Below are 23,388 nucleotides of genomic sequence, written 5' to 3'. Positions count from 1 at the left end.
GCTATACCTTGATCTCATCTAGCATTGCCGACAACTCATCCAACGATGGCAACGCCTGTTGTTCAGTTTCTGCCTCAATGACTTTGGCATCGATCAACCCTGCCATTGATGCGGCATTGTTTGTCAGTGTCCAACCGTTATCGACATTCCACACGATGTCGCCGTTTTCGAGATCAGGGTTCTCCAGGGTTTGGATCAGCGCGTCACACTTATAGAGATCCATACCCACTTTTTTAGCCCATTCTGAGGCCCCAAAAATGTCGCGAGACTGCGCATCAAGCGCCTTGTTGTAGCGGCGTTTAAGGTCCTCACCCTCTTCTTTGAGATTGGCAAGTTTCACATCATCACCTTTTACACAACCGAGCTTTCCGCAGGTCAAGCACGCCCCCATTTTCGGACAGGGTTCGGCGGCAAAGTTGTGTACACAGATTCCAACGTGGGTCTGATGGATGACCCGGTCCTGATCATCCTCATGCAGATCTCTCACATCACTGAGGCTCAAAGGTTGATTTGTTTTGACCTTCTCCAACCGCTGAGCGGCATTGCTATGCTTCGTTTTGGGGTGATAGGCCGCAACAGTCTGGGTGCGCTCCTCGACGGTCTCATGGTTGTATACAGACCCCATAGTCGTGCGCCCTGAAAATGCGTCGATCAGCAACTGTGACAGGCCTGCTCTGTGCATCTCCGTGTTCAACTGGTGACGGAAGGCGTGCGTCCTCACCTTCACACCGTGGTAGCCATGGCGCTCAAAGATGCTGAGCACGGGGCCGCCTCCCAACTGGACCCTCATACGGTCTGCGTTGGCGGCGATCTCTACGCCGAGACCTTTTACCCTAGCGGGGTTGCCCGCCGTTTCATCTGCCAGAATGCCTGTGCGCACAGTGAACAGCGCATCACGGTACTTCACCCGCTCTTTGCCCTCGGTATAGGGTGTTGTGTACGGGAAGTGTTTAGGCAAGTATTTTTCACGCATCAGGACATTAAGTTTGCGCAGCGTAATTTCGCCCCTGTCGTTAAACTTATAACCCTGAACTCCAATCTTGCCCTTCATGTAGATTGATTTTCTCTTACCTGTGTCCCAACCCTCGCGTATCTCGTCCAATATCGCTTTAGCGGCTGGGCTGATCGCCCGTCGCTTCTCGACGCCCCTCAAAATGTGTTGTTTGAAAACCCCTCGCGGGCTGGCGTTTTTGGTGGACAATGCAAAAGCTGCACATGCTTCTGCATAGGTGAGCAGGTCATCGGCGCCCTTTTTTGGCACTCCTTCATGGGGTGGAAATTCATCGGGATGATCTTCCAGCCATGCGGCGTAGGCCCGCCCGTCATCGGTAACCGGTTTCAACAACGTAATGGCACGCTCTAAGACCGACTCCATCTCAGGTTTAACGACAGGTTTCAGCATTGGCTTGTTTATCTTTTCGGCGTACCAACGCAAGAACATGCGCCGATGGCCTTTATCATCCTCTTTGAACACCACGCAATCGCGCTCAACATCGGCCAACTCGCCAATGCGACTGGGCACACTGAGCAAAAAAGCGCTCGCCGATGTCACGACAATATCCATAGGAGTGATCAAATCGTTATTAAACACCTCCCCCAAAGCCTTTATCGCTTCGGTACTGGGAAGTTTCTGCTCACGATTCGCTTTTTGCTGCTTCAGCGTACCAACGGGTCTAACTTTGAGCGAAGAAGTCCACCGAAAATTAGTCTTGAGCAGCTGTTTGTCCTTCATCAGGGTGATGATCTTCTCAAGAGCCTTGCTGGTGACGTACGCCGTATTGCCTTTTACCCAATGGGTTTGCATGTATTCGCAGGCTCGATTACATACAGCCGCTGAAACTCTCGTCACATCCCGCGTACAGGTCAATTCGACCAGTGCGGCCTCAAGGGCCTTGACGGCATCTAACCAAGCCTTCATCGACTTCTTTGTCTGATAGACACGGCGGTACACCATCAATGCCTTGGCGAAGTCCGAGAAGGGGGGCGGCATCGTCACTTGAGTCGACCTAGTCGATGTAATCGCCGTGAAGGCACAACCCTCAAAACCGTGAGCATGCCAACTCTTGTCTTCCCAGCGAATACTCCTGTAAACCCGATCCGGAATTCCCTTTGGAAGGATTGCTTTTGCCCATTGAATAAACGCATTTAATTGTGCTTCGGCATCCAGGTGAATCTTCGGCTTAAAGTCGACGAAGTTAGTCATGCGCCACATCCCTCTGACTGGATTACTTGGCGCATGTCCCGACAATCGAGAATAACTTTGCGGCAGGCTAAAATGGCACGATCCCAGAGCACTCCCGTGGTTTTATCCATGGCAATTGCTTGCGCTCGACGACGCTCCAACCGCTCAAGTGCGGCAGCGTGATCCGCCTCCAAAAGTGGTTGGAATTTACCGCATCCGTAACAGGTAAAGGGCGCGTCCAGATGGCAGGCAGCATCGGCACCACAGACCGCAAGATCCTCAATCTGCCGATCCACTAGGTTCCCGTTCTTCGCTGAGGCACGATCCGTCACAATAGTGCCGGTAAACGCACCAACAACGATCGCGAGATGATCACTCATCTTCGCATCAATTAAATTCATCAACTCAACGGAGACCGCTCGGTACTTCCGGGCTGTACGAGTATCTTTGTGCATCAGTGCATTTGCCATCGACCACTCGTCCAGCCCTGCATTGGATAGGTCCGTGCCGAGGGTGTGTCTGAACCGATGGCCTCGACTGATTTTCAGCGGCTGATGTGTGCGGTGCGAAATCGGAAAATCAGCCATACGCTCTATGCGATAAAGCCAAAATCTTACCCCGCTTGCTCGGACATGAAACTCAGGTTTCGGCGCGTCTTCCAGTGCTTTTTGATTGGGGAGACCAATCAAAACTGGTGGGTTAAAAGATCCGACGCCCACCTCTTGTAACTTACGTCGAAAAAGAGGCACGTGTTTGATCGCCTTATCCCAATCGGCGCCGCTTGGATATTCTTGCCAGAGTCTGGCGAGGATTATCGCCTTATAGGCCTGCACGGTGTTGTAGAGGTCTTCATCCAGGCTAAACGTCTCTGCCTTTGCTCGCCAGCCCGCATCGTCGTCTCTTTGTTTCGCCCAAAAGAGCCTGATCTTGTAGCCCTCATCGGTTTTGATGAAATCATCAAAAACCAGCATGCGCAGCTGTACGCTGCGCTGCCCGTAAATCATCAGCAAGCGCAAATAGAGGTATTGCTCAGGGTCTAACTTAGCGTGGCAAAATTGCTCATGCGCCCACTGGTGTAGGGCGTCCTGCTCCGCCTGCGTAAAAGGGCCTTGCTCAGGGTCCAAGCTCAGGATGACATCCTTCTGGACACACTTTTTCCTCGGCAGCCCCTTGTACGCATCTATTAGGGATTGCCAAGGACGCTGTCTAACAGACTCACAGGTGTGCCAGAACTCCATGAAACTGGCCAGAGTAGCAAACTCCCCGGTGTTAAAGCGTTCCCGCAGTTCGGTCAGGTGATCTTCATTGAGGGGATTAAACCCTGCTTCCGCAGACCTCGACAGCACACTGGCAACGCCTGAAATAGTTGCCTGTGACACATCTGCCATGCGGTATGCCAAGGCGGCGTGTAACCAGCGTTGCCATTCGGACGCGACACAGACTATTGCGGCTTGCCAGTTAACAGCCCAATTACTTGCTCTGTCAGGCCACCACATCGGTTCAGAGGGCGTGAAAAACTTTCCACATTTAGCGAGGCGAGGCGCGCTCAACCACGCATCGAGGGTATCCTGCGTTGGCGCTTGGAGTGCACTGACGGGAATATTCACTTCGTAGCTCCTTTTCGCACTTTATCCTCAACATTTTCACGGATCGCCTTAAGCCTCCCGGAGCGCTTCTTCATCGCTTTATCTGCTTCTTCCTTCCAAAATTTCGCTCCGTATAGACCCGGCATGTGCGATTCAGGACTCCACCCGAACATCCAAGTAAGCGTCTTTTGAACTTGAGTTGTGCGGTCCTCTGGCGTGAGCGTTTCAAGCTCCTCGCGCATGCTTTCGAGCATCGTGTAGACCGAGTCATGCCTCAAAATGTGAGGGTGGATGTGAGCCAGCTCAGGCACTACTTCTCCGACTCGGGCAAAAACGCCATCCAGCGCTTTAATGCTCATCGCCTCGCCTTCATTTTTTCTATGAGAAACAAGCAAAAAAGGATGCTTTCTCGCCTGCGATGAACCTTGACGGGGCTTTGTGCGCCGATACTTCGACTCATATTCAATGATCGCGTCGTAGACTTCATCGGTCATGACCAGCATGCGTTCGTGGGTTTTAAATTGCGGGGCCACCCTACGCGGGTCCATGCTTTCATCTTCGATATTGACCACCGCGAGCTGACGATTGTGCCAGTGAATATCGCTAGTCTTAATCAAGAGCATTTCAGAACGGCGCAACCCCATATCGAGACCGAGCAACAAAATGATGAAGTTACGCAGCTTAATAGCTTCATTTGCAAATGGATTTGCGGGACTTTCCGGATGCATGACCTCCAACAATTGATCTCGTTCCCCATCTGTCAGCCCTTTCACCTCACCGATTCGCGTCTTTTTCCACCCTGGACTAGCAGCTTTAATCTTGCGGTTGAATCGCTTCCTAACATCGTCAACCGCTTCGTATCGCGTCAGGTCATCACCCAGCTTTTCGTATAAAAAAGCTAGGTAATCGCGCACTGCTTCAAGGCGCTGCTTCGCATGGACCTTACCAACCGATTTGTATGCAGTTGGATGCAAGCGCATACCCGCATACTTCTTAGCCAAGGTTTCCTTGTGGAACCCTGCGTCTGATACAAACCGAGAAATTTCGCTGTCCGTCAGGTAGTTTGACTTGGGACGCTGTTCTAGGCGGGAAATCAAATCGATGGATGAGAAAGCGAGAAAGCCCTCAAAAACGGCCAAGTGCTCAAGATACTTTTTCGTGGTTTCGAGGGCCTTGCCTGACAGTTCAAAGGTTGCGTACAGATTTGGGTAGTAGAGGGGAATGAGGTCTTGCACAAGCAGCTTTCTTCGCGCAGCATTCACCACTTGCTCGATAACTTGATGACCCATATTGTTCTTCCTTAAAACGTGACTTTTTTAAGTATAGTAACGAACAGGGACTTGCACAAGAAAAACTTAACTTTTTGTTTTTCTGCTTTGAGCGCTTATCATCTCCCTCAAAGCCTCATGATAACTGACTTAAAGGCGAAACAGATTATGTCGAAAAGTGACAAAATCGGGAAAACAGGCTCTTACGTATACACCATGAACCGGGTGGGCAAAGTAGTCCCGCCCAAGCGCGAGATTCTGAAAGACATCTCGTTAAGCTTCTTCCCCGGCGCCAAGATCGGCGTACTGGGCCTCAACGGTGCCGGTAAATCCACCCTGCTCCGCATTATGGCGGGCGTGGACCAGGATTACATCGGTGAAGCCCGCCCGCAGCCTGGCATCAACGTAGGCTACCTGCCCCAGGAGCCGGAGCTGGACGAAGACAAAACCGTCAAGGAGATCGTCGACGAGGCAGTTTCCGGCGTTCATGACGCGCTGGCCGAACTGGACCAGGTGTACGCCGCCTACGCCGAACCGGATGCGGATTTTGATGCCCTGGCCAAGAAACAGGGCGAGCTGGAAGCCTACATCCAGGCCACTGACGGCCACGATATTGAGCGCAAGATGGAAGTTGCCGCCGACGCACTGCGCCTTCCACCCTGGGATCAGAAAGTCAGCGTTCTTTCTGGTGGTGAACGCCGCCGGGCAGCCTTGTGCCGCCTGCTGCTGTCGGGCCCGGACATGCTGCTGCTGGACGAGCCCACCAACCACCTGGATGCCGAATCCGTAGCCTGGCTCGAGCGCTTCCTCCACGACTACGAAGGCACCGTGGTTGCCATCACCCACGACCGCTACTTCCTCGACAACGTCGCTGGCTGGATCCTGGAGCTGGACCGTGGCCACGGTATTCCTTTTGAAGGCAACTATAGCCAGTGGCTGGAGAACAAGGAGAAGCGCCTGGAGATGGAATCCAAGCAGGAAGCCTCTCACCAGAAAGCCATCAAACAGGAACTGGAATGGGTACGCAGCAACGCCAAGGGCCGTCAATCGAAGAGCAAGGCCCGTCTGGCCCGTTTCGAGGAGATGAGTTCCCAGGAATTCCAGAAGCGTAACGAAACCAACGAGCTTTACATTCCACCCGGACCCCGTCTGGGCAACAAGGTGATCGAAGTAGACGGCATCAGCAAGTCCTTCGGTGACCGCCTGCTCTATGAAGACGTGTCCTTCAGCGTGCCGCCCGGCGCCATCGTGGGCATTATCGGTGGTAACGGTGCCGGTAAATCCACCCTGTTCAAGATGATTGCCGGTTTCGACAAGCCGGATTCTGGCGACATCACCGTCGGCGAAACCGTGGAGCTGGCCTACGTGGACCAGATGCGTGATCTGGATGGCAGCAAAACCGTCTGGGAGGAACTCTCGGACGGCAACGACATCATCAAGGTCGGCAACTACGAGACCCCTTCCCGGGCCTACGTTGGCCGCTTCAACTTCAAGGGCAGCGACCAGCAGAAACGGGTTGGCGACCTGTCCGGCGGTGAGCGTAACCGTCTGCACCTGGCCAAACTGCTGAAACAGGGCGGCAACGTGCTGCTGCTGGATGAGCCGACCAACGATCTCGACGTGGAAACCCTTCGCGCCCTGGAAGAAGCCCTGCTGAATTTCCCGGGCTCTGCGCTGGTTATCTCGCACGACCGTTGGTTCCTCGACCGTGTGGCCAGCCACATCCTGGCGTTCGAGGATGATGGCGAGGTGGTGTACTTCGAAGGCAACTTCACCGAGTACGACGAAGACTTCAAGAAGCGTAAGGGCGATTCAGCCATGCAGCCCAAGCGTATGAAGTACAAAAGACTCGCGTAAGAGCCTTTGTCGGATTACGGCCCTGAGGGCCTAATCCGTATATGGTCTCCTCCCCGTTTGCAAGGTCTCAGCACTCAATGTCAGGGACAGGTTTGCGCCCGTATATCCGGCCTGTTTGATGAGGCGGCTTTGTCGCCTCTGGCCTTGATGGAAGATCCGCGCCTGCCGTCCTTATCGACCTAACGGCCTCTGGGGCCCTTGGATTAGTCAGGTTTTCGGCAGGCCGGTCTGACCTGTTATGCCATCGATTGCTGTGACCCTCGCAACCTGCGGGAAGGGTAACCGCTTTACTTTCCGACGTCGCGTCGGTGATTTAGCTCAGTCAATCCCTGACTTATTCATACCGCCAGCCGTTGCTCCGATGGCTGGTAGTGCTCGCCTCGGGCGATAATCACCCAGGCAATGCGAACCAACTTGTTGGCCAATGCGACGGTTGCCTTGTTGAACCCTCGCTCTGCCTTGAGTCGCTGGATCCATCGGCTGAGGCGGTCCATTTTCCCGTCCGCACGGGCAACCACCGCTCTCGCCCCGTGAACCAGTTGGGCGCGTACGTACGGGTCGCCTCGCTTGCTGATTCCCAGTAAGACGTCTTTGCCCCCGGTGCTGTTCTGACGGGGGATCAGGCCCAGCGCTGCGCCAGCGTCTCGGCCTCGCCGGAATTGGCGGCCATCACCCATCCAGCCCTTCAGCAGACTGGCGACGACTTCACCAACGCCCGGTATCGCTTGCAGGCGCCGACAGGTCTCATCCTGTCTCGATCTCTGCTTTACTTGTTGGTCGTACCAGGCCAGTTCCTGCTCTACTTCCAGAAAACGCTGATACTGGCGGTGCAACAACTGCCGGGCCCGCTCGCTCAACCCGTTGTCAGCGTCTTCCAGTGCCAGTGGCAGCTCCCGGCGCAGCGCCGCTATTCCCTGGGGCATGATCACACCGTACTCGGCCAGCAATCCTCGAAGCTGATTGCTGATTCGTACCCGATCCTTGCTCACGCCCTGGCGCAGCTTGTGCAGCATCTGATCATCCTGCTGCTCGACCTCTTTGATCGGCACCGGGCGAATTCGCCCATGTTCACTGGCCTCCGCAATGGCCTGAGCATCGTTGTAATCGTTTTTCTGACCTCGAAGATAGCCCTTCACATGTTGAGGCGGTAACAACTCAACCTGATGCCCTAACGCTCGTATCTGGCGAGCCCAATAGTGCGAGCTCCCACACGCCTCAAGAGCGACTGTGCAAGGCTCCAAACGCACCAGCTGCTCCAGCAACTGCTTGCGGCGCACTTTGCGCTTCCACCCGCTGTGACCTTTAGGGCCCAGCCCAAAAAGGACAAACGTGTTCTTTGCGAGATCAATGCCAACCGTTGTAACCTTACTCATGGTCTCCTCCCACTCGTTTCTGATAGGAAAATTCTCCTTCCCTATCCTGGCGCATTGCGACGCCGATTAGGAGGGGAGGAGACCATCTCATCGACCTACTAGGATCAGAACCACACCGTAGGTCGGATTAGGCGCAGCCGTAATCCGACAATTAATCAGGCAAGTACCCTTCATGGCCAAATCCAAAACCGCCTACGTCTGCACTGAATGCGGTGCAGACTATTCCAAATGGCAGGGCCAGTGCACCGCCTGCCAGGCCTGGAACACCATCAGTGAAGTCCGCGGCGTCAGTAGCAACAGCAAAGGCGCCCGCGGTGCCCGCTTTGAGGGATTTGCCGGCAGCTTGTCCGAGGTCCAGAGCCTGGATGACGTCAGCCTCGCCGAGCAGCCCCGCATCAGCTCCGGCATGCAGGAGTTCGATCGGGTTCTGGGCGGAGGTCTCGTCGAGGGCTCGGCTGTTCTGATGGGAGGCCATCCGGGCGCCGGCAAGAGCACCCTTCTTCTCCAGGCGGTCTGCCATCTGGCTGCAAGCGTCCCCGCTCTGTACGTCACCGGTGAGGAATCCCTGCAGCAGGTGGCCATGCGCGCCAAACGGCTGGGCCTTCCGACCAAAGACCTGAAGATGCTGTCCGAAACCAGTGTCGAACGGGTCATGCAGGTAGCCGAGGCCGAAAAACCCCGAATTCTGGTGGTAGACAGTATTCAGGTGATGCACATGGCGGACATCGAGTCCGCCCCTGGCAGTGTCTCCCAGGTACGCGAAAGCGCCGCCTACCTGACACGCTTCGCCAAGCAGACCGGCACCATCCTGTTCCTGGTCGGCCACGTCACCAAAGACGGTAGTCTGGCCGGCCCGAAGGTCCTGGAACACATGATTGACTGCTCGATCCTGCTGGAAGGCTCCAGCGACAGCCGTTATCGAACCCTGCGTGGCATCAAGAACCGGTTCGGTGCGGTGAACGAGCTGGGCGTATTCGCCATGCTGGAACAAGGGCTGAAGGAAGTGAAGAACCCCAGCGCGATCTTCCTGAACCGCGGAGAAGACGCGGCCCCGGGAAGCGTGGTGATGGTCGTCTGGGAAGGCACCCGCCCCATGCTGGTGGAAATCCAGGCCCTTGTGGATATGGCTCAGGGCGGCTACCCCAGACGAGTCGCGGTGGGCCTCGATCAGAACCGGCTGGCCATGCTCCTTGCCGTATTGCACCGCCATGGCGGCATGCACGTATCCGACCAGGACGTGTTCGTGAACGTGGTTGGTGGTGTAAAGGTCAACGAAACCAGCGCCGACCTCGCGCTGCTGGCCGCCATTGTCTCCTCCTTCCGCGACCGAGCCCTACCCCAGGACCTGGTGATCTTCGGCGAAGTCGGCCTCTCCGGGGAAATCCGCCCGGTGCCCAGTGGCCAGGAGCGCATCTACGAAGCCGCCAAACACGGCTTCACGCGGGCTCTGGTACCGAAATCCAATGCCCCGCGCAAGGCCATCGACGGCATGAAGGTGATTCCCGTTACCAAACTGAGTGATGCTCTTACTGCTCTGGAAGACCTTTAAGCCTGCCATCTTCGGAGTGAACGGTCAGGTTGACTTCGGAGCTTCCAAAAACCGCTACAAGCACATCCCTGTGCGCTTGTCCTCGGCCATCCTTGGCCTCCGACATTTTTGAAAGCTCCGAAGTCAACCTGACCTGCAGGCAGCGGTGCCAAAGTCCGGCTGCAAAAGCTCTAATCAATGAGGTGGGCAAACTCTCTTTCCAGCAACGCCTGATCTCCGAGGTTAAGTTCCACTAGGCGTTTTAAGTGGGTAGCACTATCGAGATCTATGTACTGGCATTTGAAACCCAGCCGGTGCGGCTCCACGTGCCTAAGCTCTACCGCCATAACAATACCTGCCTCATGATCATTCAGATGAATAATCACTTCGCAGGGCTGCTTTAAGGGGACCTGCCAACCCTCCGGCCGCTTCACCAGAACACCTTTCAGCGAAATATCCAGCACCTCCGTCGTCCAGACGGATTCCTGGCAGTGGAGCTCACACGGCGCATCAAACTCGATCCGGTGGAACCGGCGCTTTTCTGGGGTCTTGGTGGGCAAGTGGTTACTCCTGTTTACCGGTCTTGTTTTACCTGACTATAGACCGGACAGAAGATCGCTTCCAGAGGAGTTTTTGAGCAGATATATCTCTGCAGAACAAACAAGGCTGCTGTAGGGCCCTTTCCAAAAATGTCGGAGGCCATGGAAGGCCGGAGACAAGCCACATGGACGTGCTCGTAGCGGTTTTTGGAAAGGGCCCTACAGCAGGCTAGCCCGCATATTCACAGGCTAGGAGACGCAAAAATCCAAGTCTTAGCGGTGATACTCTGGGCTCAGCTCGACCACAGCTTCAATGAACGCCTTTGCATGCTCCGGATCGACATCCGGCGTAATCCCGTGACCAAGGTTAAATATGTGCCCATTGCCGGAACCGAAGCGCTTGAGGATATCAGCCACTTCCTGCCGGATCCGCTCAGGCGGTGCATACAGCATCGCCGGATCCATGTTGCCCTGAAGGGCCACTCGATCACCAATCCGGGCCCGGGCATTACCGATATCGGTAGTCCAGTCCAGACCAACGGCATCCGCACCGGAATCGGCAATGGATTCCAGCCACTGACCGCCATTCTTGGTAAACAGGATCACTGGCACCCGGCGACCATCGCTCTCGCGAATCAGGCCGTCAACGATCTTCCTCATGTAGCGGAGCGAGAACTCTTCGTACGCCCAGCTGCTCAAAACGCCTCCCCAGGTATCGAAAATCTGTACAGCCTGGGCACCGGCCTTGATCTGGCCGTTGAGGTAGTCAATGACCGCGTCCGCCAGATGATCCAGCAAGCGGTGCATAACCTCTGGCTGGCCATACATGAGCTTCTTGGCCTCCCGGAAATCCTTGGAAGAGCCCCCTTCAATCATATAGGTGGCGAGGGTCCACGGGCTGCCGGAGAAGCCGATCAGGGGAACACTGCCATTCAGCGCACCGCGGATGGTGGAGACCGCGTTCATGACGTAATCCAGGTCCACCTCAGCGTTGATCTTCGGCAGAGCGGCAACATCGGCTTCGGAGCGGATCGTGTTCCGGAATTTCGGGCCCTCGCCGGTTTCGAAGTACAGGCCGAGACCCAGAGCATCCGGAATGGTCAGGATGTCTGAGAACAGGATGGCCGCATCCAGCGGGAAACGCTCCAGGGGCTGTAGCGTCACTTCACAGGCCAGCGGCGTGTTCTTGCACAAGCTGAGAAAATCCCCGGCCTTCGCCCTTGTCGCACGGTATTCCGGCAGGTAACGCCCCGCCTGTCGCATCATCCAGACCGGTGTGCGGTCCACGGGCTGGCGCATCAGGGCGCGCAGGAAACGATCATTCTTCAGCTCGGTCATAGGAAATCCAGCGTGTTCTGTACAAAGGGGAAAATTGGATGGAGGCCATAATACCCGGTTTGCGGGAATAAAAAAGGGCGGCTTTCCCTTAGGAAACCGCCCTTCTGATCAGGATCAACCGTGCAATCAGATATCCAGGTAATCCATGATGCCTTCGGCAGCCTGACGGCCTTCCCAGATAGCGGTTACGACCAGATCGGAACCACGGACCATGTCCCCGCCCGCAAAGATCTTCTCGTTGCTGGTCTGGAACATGAATTCTGCGCCTTCCGGAGCAGTTACCCGGCCCGAATCGTCGGTATTCACCTTCAGCTCATCGAACCAGTCGGCCGGGCTCGGACGGAAACCGAAGGCGACCAGAACCGCGTCCGCAGGAATAACCTCCTCGCTACCCGGGACCACTTCCGGACGGCGACGACCATTTTCGTCGGGATCGCCCAGACGGGTCTGAACCACCTTCACACCCTCAACCCGGTCTTCACCAATAATGGCGATGGGCTGACGATTGAAGAAGAACTTAACGCCCTCTTCCTTGGCGTTGGCCACTTCCCGGCGAGAACCCGGCATGTTGGCTTCATCCCGGCGGTAGGCACAGGTGACGCTCTCGGCCTGCTGACGGATCGAGGTGCGGTTGCAGTCCATGGCCGTATCGCCGCCACCCAGGACAACAACCCGCTTGCCTTTCATGTCGATGAAGTCTGCTTCGTCTTTCTCGAAGCCGAGACGACGGTTGACGTTCGAAACGAGGAACGGCAGTGCATCGTACACGCCCGGCAGGTTCTCACCCGGGAAACCTCCCTTCATGTAGGTGTAGGTGCCCATGCCCATGAAAACGGCATCGTACTCGTCAATGATCTCCTGCAACTGAACGTCCTTGCCCACCTCGGTAGACAGGCGGAATTCCACGCCCATCTCCTCGAACACCTTGCGGCGGCGGGTCATAACGGATTTTTCCAGCTTGAACTCGGGAATGCCGAAGGTCAGCAGACCACCGATTTCCGGATAGATATCGAATACAACCGGCTTGACGCCATTGCGAACCAGAACGTCCGCGCAGCCCAGACCCGCAGGCCCAGCGCCGATGACGGCAACCTTCTTGTCTGTCCACTTCACGGCGGACATATCCGGTTTCCAGCCCAGGGCAAAGGCGGTATCGGTAATGTACTTCTCGACAGACCCGATGGTAACCGCGCCGTACCCGTCGTTCAGGGTGCAGGCACCTTCACACAGGCGATCCTGCGGACAAACGCGGCCGCAAACTTCAGGCAGGGAGTTGGTCTGGTGACACAACTCGACGGCCCGCATGATATTGCCTTCGGACACCAGCTTGAGCCAGTTCGGAATATAGTTGTGAACCGGGCACTTCCACTCGCAATAGGGGTTACCACACTCAAGACAGCGATGGGACTGGGACGCCGCGTTATCTGCTGTGAAGGGGTGGTAAATTTCACCAAACTCTTTCTTCCGCTTCTTGGCCGGGACCTTTTTCGGGTCGACACGTCCAACCTCGACAAACTGGAAGTCATTACTCAGTCGTTCTTTCATCTGGATGCTCTCATCAACTCGATTTCGACAAGGGCGGCAGCCAGGCTGCTCGCCCCAAACCCTCTCAGCCTCTTATTCCGGACGCGCCCGGGTGCTGGCCAGCAGACTGCGCAGATTCGCAGCCTTGGGTTTCACCAGCCAGAAGCGGCCAATGTAGTCGTCGAAATTCTCAAGAATGTGCTCTGCCCACTCACTGCCGGTTTCCGAGATATGCTCCCGGATTACACCACGCAGGTGATTGCGGTAGGACTCCATGTCCTCGCTGGAAATCCGCTGAATTTCCACCAGCTCGTGGTTGTATTTGTCCACGAACGTGTTGTTGATATCCATGACGTAAGCAAAGCCACCGGTCATACCAGCACCGAAGTTGTGGCCAGTAGAGCCCAGCACCGTCACCAGACCACCGGTCATGTATTCACAGCAATGGTCTCCGGCGCCTTCCACAACGGCATGGGCACCGGAATTACGAACTGCAAATCGCTCACCCGCGGTTCCGGCAGCAAAGAGTTTGCCGCCGGTTGCGCCGTAGAGACAGGTATTGCCGACGATAGAGGTTTCCTGGGTCTTGAACGCGCTGCCGCGGGGCGGCTTCACAACCAGCTTGCCACCGGTCATGCCCTTACCGACGTAGTCGTTGGCGTCCCCTTCAAGGATCAGGTTGAGACCACCCACGTTCCAGACACCAAAACTCTGGCCAGCGGTACCGGTCAGGTCCAGGGTGATCGGTGCATCCACCATACCCTGGTTACCATGGATCTGGGCGATTTCGCCAGAGAGGCGGGCGCCAATAGAGCGATCACAGTTGGTGACTCGATAGGACCACGCGCCTCCACTCTTCTCTTTGATCGCCGCAGCGGTATCCTGAACCATCTGTTCCGCGAGCCTGCCCTCATCAAACGGGTGATTCCGTTCGACCTGACAGGTCTGCGGCTTGTCTGCAGGAATATGGTCGTTAGACAGCAGGCGACTCAGATCCAGTTTCTTCTGACGTTCGGTATCACCGGGCAGGCGCTCCAGCAGGTCAACGCGACCCACAAGCTCTTCCAGGGTACGCACGCCCAGCTTGGCCATCCACTCCCGGGTCTCTTCGGCCACGAAGCGGAAGAAATTCATCGCCATTTCCACCGTGCCCTTGAAGTGCTCTTCACGGAGGTGGTCGTTCTGTGTAGCCACACCGGTCGCGCAGTTATTCAGGTGACAGATACGCAGGTATTTACAACCCAGCGCAACCATCGGGGTGGTACCAAAACCGAAGCTCTCGGCACCAAGGATCGCGCCCTTTACCACGTCCAGACCTGTTTTCAGGCCGCCATCAGTCTGCAGGCGAATCTTGCCACGCAGGTCATTGGCTCGCAGCGCCTGCTGGGTTTCGGTAAGCCCCAGCTCCCAGGGAGAACCGGCGTAGCGGATCGACGTCAGCGGGCTCGCCGCTGTACCGCCATCGTACCCGGACACCGTGATCAGGTCGGCGTACGCCTTAGCCACACCTGCGGCAATCGTACCGACGCCGGGCTCAGAGACCAGCTTCACAGACACCAGAGCCTGCGGATTGACCTGTTTGAGGTCGAAAATCAGCTGGGCCAGATCCTCGATGGAATAGATATCGTGATGCGGCGGCGGTGAAATCAGCGTTACGCCCGGGACCGAATAACGCAGGCGGGCGATCAGTTCATTGACCTTGCCACCGGGCAACTGGCCGCCTTCGCCCGGCTTGGCACCTTGGGCCACCTTGATCTGCATGACATCCGCACTACGCAGATATTCGGCTGTAACGCCAAAACGTCCGGACGCGATCTGTTTGATTTTCGAGCGTTTTTCAGTGCCATAGCGAGCGGGATCTTCACCGCCCTCGCCCGAATTAGACCGGCTGCCCAGGGTATTCATGGCCACCGCCAAGGCTTCGTGGGCCTCGGGTGACAGGGCACCAAGTGACATACCGGCCGAATCAAAGCGGGGGAAGATGTTTTCAACCGGCTCTACTTCCGAAATATCAATCGGCTTGATGTCTTTCCGGAAGACAAGAAGGTCACGGAGCGTCGCAACCGGACGCTCGTTAACCAGACCCGCGTATTCCTTGTAGTGGCCATAGTCGCCGCTGGTCACCGCCTCCTGGAGCTTACCGACCACATCCGGGTTAAAGGCATGATACTCCTGGCCATGGACGTACTTCAGAAGACCGCCCTGAATGATGGGCTTGCGCGGCTTCCAGGCCACGGACGCCAATTGCTCCTGGTCCTGCTGGAAATCGTAGAACCCGGCACCCTGGATTCGGCTGGGCACACCCTTGAAGCACAGGTCAACGACATCATCGGCCAGACCGACCGCCTCAAACAGCTGGGCGCCACGATAGGAAGTGATGGTGGAAATTCCCATCTTCGACAGTATCTTCAGCAACCCTTTGTTGATGCCCTTCCGGTAGTTATTCTTGGCATCAATCGGATCCATCAGCAGTTCGCCGGTACGGATCAGGTCGTTCAGAACCTGGTAAGCCAGGTACGGATAGACCGCTGTTGCACCAAAACCGAAGAGCACGGCGAAATGATGGGGATCGCGAGCCCAACCGGTTTCAACAACGATGTTGGAATCGCAACGCAGTCCTTTCTTGACCAGATGGTGGTGGACCGCACCGGTTGCCATCAGGGCATTGACCGGCAGTTCACCTTCCTTCAAATCTTTGTCGGTGAGGATCAGCAGCACCTTACCATCCCGGACGGCCTGTTCCGCTTCCTCACAAACCTGGCGAATCGCCTGCTCCAATCCCTGTTCCGGGCGGTAGCTCATGGAAATACGCGCGACCTCGAAACCCGGGCGCTCATTGTTGGCAATCTTGAGGAACTTGGCAGGCGACAGAACCGGTGTCGTCAGAATAATGCGGTCTGCGTGATCGGCGGTTTCCTCGAATACGTTGCGCTCGGCACCCAGACAGGTCTCCAGGGACATGACAATCGACTCACGCAGAGGGTCAATCGCCGGGTTGGTCACCTGGGCGAACTTCTGCCGGAAGTAGTCCGCCACGTGGCGTACCTTGCTCGAGAGCACGGCCATTGGGGTATCGTCGCCCATGGATCCAACCGCTTCCTGGCCGTTCTCCGCAAGCGGACGCAATACCTGGTCACGCTCTTCGAAGGAGACCATGAACATCTTCTGGTGCACCAGAAGCTCGTCGGAATCCATCAGCCTGAAATCCGGGGTGTCCTGATTCAGAGTGGTCTCGACGCGGAGAGCGTTTTCCCGCAGCCAGCGCTTGTAAGGCTGAGCGGTCTTGAGACGCTGATCAATGTCCTTGGTGTGCAGGACTTCACCGGACTCTGTGTCGATCGCCAGCATCTGACCCGGTCCGACACGGCCTTTGGCTACCACATCGTCCGGCTGATAACCGTAAGTTCCGATCTCTGAGGCCAGCGTGATGAAATCATCCTTGGTGATGACCCACCGGGCCGGGCGCAGACCATTCCGGTCGAGCATACAGACGGCATAGCGGCCGTCCGACATGACCAGACCGGCAGGACCATCCCAAGGCTCCATGTGCATGGAGTTGTACTCGTAAAACGCACGCAGCTCTGAATCCATGCTGTCGACATTCTGCCAGGCTGGCGGAATCATCATGCGGACCGCGCGGAACAGGTCAACACCGCCGGCAAGCAGCACTTCCAGCATGTTGTCCATGCTTGAGGAGTCAGAACCGGTGAGGTTCACCAGAGGCTGCAGGGTCTGCAGATCTGGCAATTCCGGAGAGCTGAACTTGGCGGCCCGGGCGATGGCCCAGTTACGGTTGCCGTCGATGGTGTTGATCTCACCGTTGTGAGCCAGATACCGGAACGGCTGGGCCAGCGGCCAGCGTGGCATGGTGTTGGTGGAGAACCGCTGATGGAAAACACAGATGGCGGTCTCGAGATCGGGGTCACCCAGATCCTTGTAGAAGTTGGCCAGATCTGCCGGCATCATCAGGCCTTTATAGGCCAGGGTGCGGTGTGACAGGCTACAGATGTAGAACTCGGGATCGTCGGCCATATCGCTTTCGGCGTGGCGACGGCCCACGAACAGACTGATCGCAAAATCACGCTCCGCCTTGCCACCAGGCACCACGAAGACCTGCTCGATACGGGGCAGGCAATCAAGCGCCATAGGACCGAGACAGCTGTCATCGACCGGCACTTCGCGCCAGCCGAGAATCTCCAGGCCCTGCTCGGTCAACCGTTTCTCGATGGCCGCACGACCAGCCGAAGCCTTGGCTTCGTCGGGGTTCAGGAAGACCTGGCCGACAGCAAAAAGATCACCCGGCTCCTTACCAAACGCTGCCTTGGCGGCTTTTTTCAGAAAGCCATCCGGGCTCTGGATCAGAAGGCCACAACCATCGCCGGTCTTTCCGTCTGCAGCGATACCACCTCGGTGGGTCATGCAGGTCAGAGACTCGATGGCAGTTTGCAACAACTTGTGGCTGGCCTCGCCCTTCATGTGGGCAATCAGACCGAATCCGCAGTTGTCCCTGAATTCATCGGGATGATACAAACCTGTCATCATAAGCGTTCTCTCGCGTAGAAATGCTTTTCAATCAAAGAGTTAATTGGCGCACAGCCAAACAACCACCCTTCGACACTGAAAATGGGGGCTGGCTATTTTACACACGTAGAAATACGTACTCAAATCGGCGTGACGTTATTGTGGGAAGCCGAAACCGGGATTACCAGTCGACAAGGTTATGGAACAACGAGTTAGCGCCGAAACAGCGGCGCTATAAATTGTCGACCGGACGCACCCAGGGTGACCTGGAAGCCAGCTCCTCTGGCAAGCCAGCTGCCGCGGCATTTGCCGCCTCCCGGGTAGGAAACTCCCCATAGAATACCATAAACCAGGGCTGGCCTTGCCTTTCCCCGCGGGTGTAGACCAGATCACCAAGCTGTGAATAGCGGGAAATAACATTCAGAGCGGTCTGTTCGAGATTGCCGGCCACCAGTTGAATGGTCCAGCCTCCACGCGCCCGAACCTGATCAATCGCCGAAAAATACGCCGGGTTTGCTGGAGTGAAGCTCGGCTCTGGCTCTGGCTCTGGCTCTGGCTCTGGCTCTGGCTCTGGCTCTGGCTCTGGCTCTGGCTCTGGCTCTGGCTCTGGCTCTGGCTCTGGCTCTGGCTCTGGCTCTGGCTCTGGCTCTGGCTCTGGCTCTGGCTCTGGCTGGTCAGCTTCCGGCTCGGTTACCGGCTCTGTCAATACCGTTTCAGGCTCCACGGCAGGCTGGTCCTGCGACGGCTCTTCCGGGGATGGCACTGAATTCTCTGTTTCAGGCCCAATGGTTATACTCTTTCTCACCGGCTCCGGTGCTTTTACAGTCTCGCCGGCCACGGATTCATCATACTGGCGCGACACAAACCACCAGGAGCCCGCAAGGAGCACAAGGGCCAGCCCGGGCAAAAGGAACCGCTTCCACGGAACGTGCTTCGGGCGATCGACACTCGGCGAGGCCACAATGTCCAGCCAAACGCCCGGAGTCACACGCTTGAGTCGCGCAAAGCTACCCTGGCTCAGGGCGTGAATTTTGGAGACCCGGGCCGGACTCAGAAGTTCCCCTGCCTTGCCGCCGGCAGCGTGAACCCGTGGTTCCAGATAGGCAACGATTTCATCCCTGGTGAGAGGCCGCAGATGTATCTGGTGGACACTTGTGCTCGCATCATCCAGGCCCATCGACTGGACCAGGCTATCCGTTCCGGCAAACACCGGAACGGCAGAAGAGCCACGCTCTGAAGCCAGATAGGCGGACAGGATAAGCCTTAGCAACTCCGTCGGCGCCCGGTCGGCATCGTCAATCAAAAGGACCATACGCTGGCCCTTTCGGACCCGCGATTCAGACCACTTGAAAAAGCCATAAACCAGGTCTCGGGGGCTGTCTTCCGGGCCGAGATTTGAGCGGGAAACCGCTTTCAGGTCCCGGGCAAGGGCCTGGACGCTGGTCAGCGCTGCCGCCGGTATACGGTGAAAGTCGAGTCTGGATGATTCGCTGCGGACCAGCTCCGCCAGTATTCGGGTTTTGCCCGAGCCAGCAGCTCCGGTCAATAACAGAGCCATATCACCGAAGCCGCATAGATGGCGCAACGCTTCCAGAGCGTGATGACGCATGGCATCCGGAAAGAACGGCGTCTCCATTTCCAGCGGGTTGGCACGGAGGCTGTAGCGCTGCTGCAACCTGGGGAACAGGCCTCCGCCATCAAGACTGTTCAAGCTTTCTTCAGTCACGGGTCTTCCTTGTCTTCTGGTCCGCTACCAAATCATTGATGCCTTCGGGCCGTCATCATGTCGAGCTGCAAAAACGTGCAAAGGTGAGAGCAAGGTTTTCAGGACTCGCTTCGGCTGTGACCACGGCGTCTCCAACCGACCGAAGCAGGACCAGCCTCAAAAGGCCATCCACGTTCTTCTTGTCGACAGCCATCAGCCCCATAAAGTCATCGGCCGTCATTGCAACCGGGGGCTTATCCGGTAAACCGGCCCGGAGGATCAGTCGGTTAATACGATCACAATCGTCACGGCTGATCATCCCTTCAAGCGCGGACAATTCGGCGGCCATCAGCATACCGGTGCCCACTGCTTCCCCGTGCAGCCAGTTGCCATAACCGGCATAGGTTTCGATCGCGTGGCCGAAGGTGTGACCAAGATTCAGGATCGCCCTGAGGCCACCTTCGCGCTCGTCAAGTGCAACAATTTCGGCCTTGCAAGCGCAGGACCTGAAGATGGCCTCTGCCAGCGCCTCCGGATCAAGACTGACCAATGCATCCATGCGCTCTTCAAGCCAGCCAAGAAAGCCCTGATCCCGGATCAGCCCATATTTGATAACTTCCGCCAGCCCCGCTGACACCTCTCTGGCGGGCAAAGTCTGTAGACTTGCCGTGTCTATCAACACCGCTTGCGGCTGATGGAAAGCCCCAACCATGTTCTTGCCAAGCGGGTGATTAATGCCAGTTTTGCCACCGACAGAAGAGTCGACCTGGGAAAGCAGCGTCGTTGGAATCTGGATGAACGGTACACCACGTTGATAACAGGCTGCTGCAAAACCAGCCATATCCCCGACCACACCTCCACCGAGGGCAACCAGAAGGGTTTTTCGGGTGTGGCGATGTTCAAGGAGACCGTCAAAGATGCTGTTAAGAGTCTGCCAATCCTTGAACCTCTCGCCATCCGGAAGTACGACGGTATCAACCCGCTTCCCCGGAAAGCTGGCTTTCGCCCGCTCAAGATAGAGTGGTGCCACAGTCTCATTGGTAACGATCATGACCTGCGCCCCGGAAACAAAAGCTGACAGATCCTGAGTGCCGAGAAGCCCCTCACCGATAAATATGGGGTAGCTGCGTTCACCGAGCTCTACCGAGAGCTCCCGATACCGATTAGACATGGTTGCGACCTTCCTTACGTATCTGCCTTTTGTGACGCGGCGTTTTCGGGTTCAGCCGATTGACCAGCTGACGCACCACCAGCCGGGGACTCTTTCTGTCCGTGAACATGATGATGTCCGCGAGACCTGAATACAGCGGATCGCGGATTGAGAAAAGTTTCCGCAAGACCGCCTCAGGGTCGTCGTTCTGTAGCAAAGGCCGATTGCGGTCCTTGCGTGTACGCTCTACCTGCTGCTCTATGGATGTTTTCAGATAGATGACCGTTGCATCTCTCTTGAGAATCGGGTGGTTTTCCTGGCGCATCACAGCTCCGCCACCAGTAGCCAGCACGGTTCGGTCCTCGTGGGACAGCTCGTCCAGCATGGCTGTTTCCCGCAAACGGAATCCATCCTCGCCCTCAACATCAAAAATCCACGGAATGTTAGCCCCGCACCGCTCTTCAATGATTCGATCAGAATCAAGAAAACGATAGCCGAGCTCTTTGGCGAGCATCCGGCCAATCGTGCTTTTACCTGCTCCCATGGGGCCAACCAGGACAACGCGTTTCGGCAAAGACATAACTTCCGCTCAGTTTTGTTCAGGCGGGTGAGAATATCACAGGGCCCGTGCTTGCATAAGTTCAGGACCCGTATCGGGCCAATTTCGGACACAAAAAAGCCGCCGGTTTCAAGCGGCGGCTTTTTTACTGCACAGATTAACGAAGCAGATCGTTCTTGATGATCTTCGGCGTAATGAAGATCAACAGCTCGCTGCGCTCGTCAATGTGTTCGGTGCGCTTGAAGATACGCCCCAGGTAAGGGATATCGCCCAGGAATGGGGTCTTGGTGGTCTGGGTCGCCACTTCCGACTGGAAGATACCGCCAAGAACCACTGTCTCGCCATTGCCGACCAGAACCTGTGTGGTGACTTCATTGGTGTTGATGGACGGGATACCTGCAGTTACCTCGCCTCGGGAGTCCTGATTGACCACCAGGTCCATGATGATCTTGTCATCTGGTGTAATCTGCGGCGTGACCACGAGCGAGAGCACGGCTTCCTTGAATGAAACAGACGTCGCACCGCTTGAGGACGCTTTCTGATAAGGGATCTCCTCACCAGACTTGATCGACGCCGTCTGGCGATCGGCAGTTACAACGCGTGGCTGGGAGACCACTTCAGCCTGACCATCGCTCTCAAGGGCCGAGAGTTCAAGATCCACCAGGAAGTCGTCGCTGCCCCAACCGATTGCGAAGGAGGACGCTCCGTCACCACTCACTCCCAGATCTACCGCAAGTGCGCCGGGGAAAGACGTCTGGAAAGATCCCGGAGTCGCGGCGGAATCACGGGCATCTTGCACGCCATCAAGACCACCGCCGACCGAAAAGATGTTGTCTCCGCTAATGTCATATGCTGCGCCACCCCAGCGAACACCAAGGTTCTCAGCTACGTTGGTCTGGGCACGCACAATCCGGGCCTCAATAGAGACCTGCCGTACCGGCACATCCCATGTAGAGACCAGGCGGCGGATTTCATCAAGCTTTTCTGCAGTCTCACGAACACTGATGGTGTTGGTGCGGACATCCGAGGAAACGAAACCGCGATCAGAGATCAGTTCTTCGTCCTCTTGAATCAACCCAACGATATCGGCTGCCTTTGCGTAATTTACCTGAATAATATCCAGGCGAACCGGTGCCAATTCGGCGATCTGCTTGTTGGTCTCGAGCTCCAGCTTCTCCCTAGCTGCAATTTCATCGGCAGGGGCTACCAGCAACACATTACCGATCTGACGCTTATCAAGACCTTTGGTCTTCAGGATCAGATCAAGCGCCTGATCCCAGGGTACATTCTGAAGTCGCAGAGTGATGCTGCCACCTACGGTGTCACTGGCCACCAGATTCAGTCCAGTGAAGTCGGCGATCAACTGGAGCACCGAGCGCACTTCGATATCCTGGAAATTCAGGGACAGCTTGTCGCCGGTATAAGGGAACTTCTCTTCCCGGCGGGATTCCGCTTCTTCCTGACTCAGCTCCTCGACACTGACGGTAAACTGAGTGCCAGACTGGTAAGCGATGTAGTCGTAGTTGCCCTGGGGGCTGATCTCAACAACGGCATTGCCATCTTCCACAAAGGTGTCAATGCGAGTAACCGGCGTGGCGAAATCCGTCACGTCGAGCCGGCGCCGCAGATCTGCAGGCACCGCAATACCATTCATCGTAAGACGAATTTTGCCGGAACGCTCTGTCAGGTCGACTGGCGTGCTGGAGCTGCCAAGATCCACAAGCACACGTCCTTCGCCGTCTTTGCCACGACGGAAATCGACGCCGGCAAGAGTATTAGATGGTGCCGCGTTGGTTGTTCCACTGCTCTGTGAAGAGGAGGTTGAGGCGCTGGCAACAACTCCCTCAGACTGCCCACCAATCGTCATGACCAGGGAGTTACCAGAACGAACTGTGTCATAGGGCACCAGCTCGACAAGGTTGAAAATCAACCGTGTTCGATCCTTGGTTTCGACCACGGTCATGCTCTGGGCATTACCCGACCCCAGAGGCACGCTTCGGCTATCAAGACCACTGGTCGTATCCCGAAGATCCACCGCGATCCGAGCGGGGCGCTCAATGGTGTAACCGGAGGGTTCCGGTGGCGCCCCATCAAATTGCAGTGTCACCTCAAGCCGCTCGCCCGGTAGCGACGAAAACGACACGTCTTCCAGCGTGACCGCGTTGGCCAGGCCGGATAACAACCCAAAAGCAATCACGCTGACGTATACATTGAGTTTTCTGAACATCGCTAGCCTCGACCCTAAACTTTTTTGTACG

General features: G+C 56.4%; 14 protein-coding genes. 2 read left to right on the top strand and 12 right to left on the bottom strand.

The features are described 5' to 3' along the window. Position 1: 1 nt before the first annotated feature. Genes ACP86_RS13565 through ACP86_RS13555 form a run of 3 tightly spaced genes read right to left on the bottom strand, consistent with a single transcriptional unit; the run spans position 2 to position 5,057 of the window. Positions 2-2,203: a hypothetical protein gene (locus ACP86_RS13565; protein ID WP_053114393.1), complete on the bottom strand. Its 2,202-nt coding sequence runs from the start codon at positions 2,201-2,203 to the stop codon at positions 2-4. Further along, positions 2,200-3,789, bottom strand: a complete 1,590-nt coding sequence (locus tag ACP86_RS13560; RefSeq protein ID WP_053114391.1) for a tyrosine-type recombinase/integrase — start codon at positions 3,787-3,789, stop codon at positions 2,200-2,202. Before ACP86_RS13560 ends, ACP86_RS13565 begins: the two co-directional genes overlap by 4 nt. Further along, positions 3,786-5,057: a site-specific integrase gene (locus ACP86_RS13555; RefSeq protein WP_053114389.1), complete on the bottom strand. Its 1,272-nt coding sequence runs from the start codon at positions 5,055-5,057 to the stop codon at positions 3,786-3,788. Before ACP86_RS13555 ends, ACP86_RS13560 begins: the two co-directional genes overlap by 4 nt. Positions 5,058-5,204: 147 nt before the next feature. On the opposite strand from ACP86_RS13555, the gene ettA reads away from it, so the two are divergent. After that, on the top strand, positions 5,205-6,893 hold the full coding sequence (gene ettA, locus ACP86_RS13550; RefSeq protein WP_053114387.1) for an energy-dependent translational throttle protein EttA: 1,689 nt from the start codon (positions 5,205-5,207) through the stop codon (positions 6,891-6,893). A gap of 338 nt (positions 6,894-7,231) precedes the next feature. On the opposite strand, the gene ACP86_RS13545 is transcribed toward ettA, so the two are convergent. Continuing rightward, positions 7,232-8,266 (bottom strand): IS110 family transposase, encoded by a 1,035-nt coding sequence (locus ACP86_RS13545; protein ID WP_008172057.1) that lies wholly within the window; start codon positions 8,264-8,266, stop codon positions 7,232-7,234. Positions 8,267-8,438: 172 nt separating this feature from the next. On the opposite strand from ACP86_RS13545, the gene radA reads away from it, so the two are divergent. Continuing rightward, positions 8,439-9,815: a DNA repair protein RadA gene (gene radA / locus ACP86_RS13540; RefSeq protein ID WP_053114385.1), complete on the top strand. Its 1,377-nt coding sequence runs from the start codon at positions 8,439-8,441 to the stop codon at positions 9,813-9,815. Positions 9,816-9,985: 170 nt separating this feature from the next. On the opposite strand, the gene ACP86_RS13535 is transcribed toward radA, so the two are convergent. The 8 genes from ACP86_RS13535 to pilQ all read right to left on the bottom strand — a co-directional run bounded on the left by ACP86_RS13535 (position 9,986) and on the right by pilQ (position 23,357). Beyond that, positions 9,986-10,354 (bottom strand): PilZ domain-containing protein, encoded by a 369-nt coding sequence (locus tag ACP86_RS13535; RefSeq protein WP_008170777.1) that lies wholly within the window; start codon positions 10,352-10,354, stop codon positions 9,986-9,988. Positions 10,355-10,606: 252 nt separating this feature from the next. Further along, positions 10,607-11,671, bottom strand: coding sequence for a uroporphyrinogen decarboxylase (hemE, locus tag ACP86_RS13530; protein ID WP_008170779.1), 1,065 nt, complete (start codon positions 11,669-11,671; stop codon positions 10,607-10,609). A 126-nt stretch (positions 11,672-11,797) separates the two neighbouring features. After that, the gene (locus ACP86_RS13525; protein WP_053114383.1) at positions 11,798-13,216 is read right to left on the bottom strand and encodes an FAD-dependent oxidoreductase; all 1,419 of its coding nucleotides are present in this window, start codon (positions 13,214-13,216) and stop codon (positions 11,798-11,800) included. A gap of 72 nt (positions 13,217-13,288) precedes the next feature. Next, positions 13,289-17,737 carry a glutamate synthase large subunit gene (gltB, locus tag ACP86_RS13520; RefSeq protein WP_053114382.1) on the bottom strand — a complete coding sequence of 1,483 codons (4,449 nt, stop codon included), beginning with the start codon at positions 17,735-17,737 and terminating at the stop codon, positions 13,289-13,291. 211 nt (positions 17,738-17,948) lie between these two features. Beyond that, entirely contained in the window at positions 17,949-19,442 is a 1,494-nt protein-coding gene (locus ACP86_RS13515; protein ID WP_053114380.1) for an SPOR domain-containing protein, read from the bottom strand. A 55-nt stretch (positions 19,443-19,497) separates the two neighbouring features. Then, on the bottom strand, positions 19,498-20,592 hold the full coding sequence (gene aroB, locus ACP86_RS13510; RefSeq protein ID WP_053114378.1) for a 3-dehydroquinate synthase: 1,095 nt from the start codon (positions 20,590-20,592) through the stop codon (positions 19,498-19,500). Further along, positions 20,585-21,151, bottom strand: coding sequence for a shikimate kinase AroK (gene aroK / locus ACP86_RS13505; protein WP_008170790.1), 567 nt, complete (start codon positions 21,149-21,151; stop codon positions 20,585-20,587). The genes aroB and aroK overlap by 8 nt, the downstream gene beginning before the upstream one ends. Before the next feature lie 136 nt (positions 21,152-21,287). Further along, positions 21,288-23,357, bottom strand: coding sequence for a type IV pilus secretin PilQ (gene pilQ / locus ACP86_RS13500; RefSeq protein WP_176443082.1), 2,070 nt, complete (start codon positions 23,355-23,357; stop codon positions 21,288-21,290). Positions 23,358-23,388: the final 31 nt, after the last annotated feature.

Source organism: Marinobacter sp. CP1 (assembly GCF_001266795.1).
Lineage (GTDB): Bacteria > Pseudomonadota > Gammaproteobacteria > Pseudomonadales > Oleiphilaceae > Marinobacter > Marinobacter flavimaris.
This window is presented reverse-complemented; position numbering and strand designations above follow the sequence as displayed.

Excerpts from the sequence above, each read along its gene's own strand:
- ACP86_RS13565 (WP_053114393.1), bottom strand. The coding sequence starts at position 2,203 with ATGACTAACTTCGTCGACTTTAAGCCGAAGATTCACCTGGATGCCGAA.
- ACP86_RS13555 (WP_053114389.1), bottom strand. The coding sequence starts at position 5,057 with ATGGGTCATCAAGTTATCGAGCAAGTGGTGAATGCTGCGCGAAGAAAG.
- ettA (WP_053114387.1), top strand. The coding sequence starts at position 5,205 with ATGTCGAAAAGTGACAAAATCGGGAAAACAGGCTCTTACGTATACACC.
- ACP86_RS13545 (WP_008172057.1), bottom strand. The coding sequence starts at position 8,266 with ATGAGTAAGGTTACAACGGTTGGCATTGATCTCGCAAAGAACACGTTT.
- radA (WP_053114385.1), top strand. The coding sequence starts at position 8,439 with ATGGCCAAATCCAAAACCGCCTACGTCTGCACTGAATGCGGTGCAGAC.
- hemE (WP_008170779.1), bottom strand. The coding sequence starts at position 11,671 with ATGACCGAGCTGAAGAATGATCGTTTCCTGCGCGCCCTGATGCGCCAG.
- ACP86_RS13525 (WP_053114383.1), bottom strand. The coding sequence starts at position 13,216 with ATGAAAGAACGACTGAGTAATGACTTCCAGTTTGTCGAGGTTGGACGT.
- gltB (WP_053114382.1), bottom strand. The coding sequence starts at position 17,737 with ATGATGACAGGTTTGTATCATCCCGATGAATTCAGGGACAACTGCGGA.
- aroB (WP_053114378.1), bottom strand. The coding sequence starts at position 20,592 with ATGTCTAATCGGTATCGGGAGCTCTCGGTAGAGCTCGGTGAACGCAGC.
- aroK (WP_008170790.1), bottom strand. The coding sequence starts at position 21,151 with ATGTCTTTGCCGAAACGCGTTGTCCTGGTTGGCCCCATGGGAGCAGGT.
- pilQ (WP_176443082.1), bottom strand. The coding sequence starts at position 23,357 with ATGTTCAGAAAACTCAATGTATACGTCAGCGTGATTGCTTTTGGGTTG.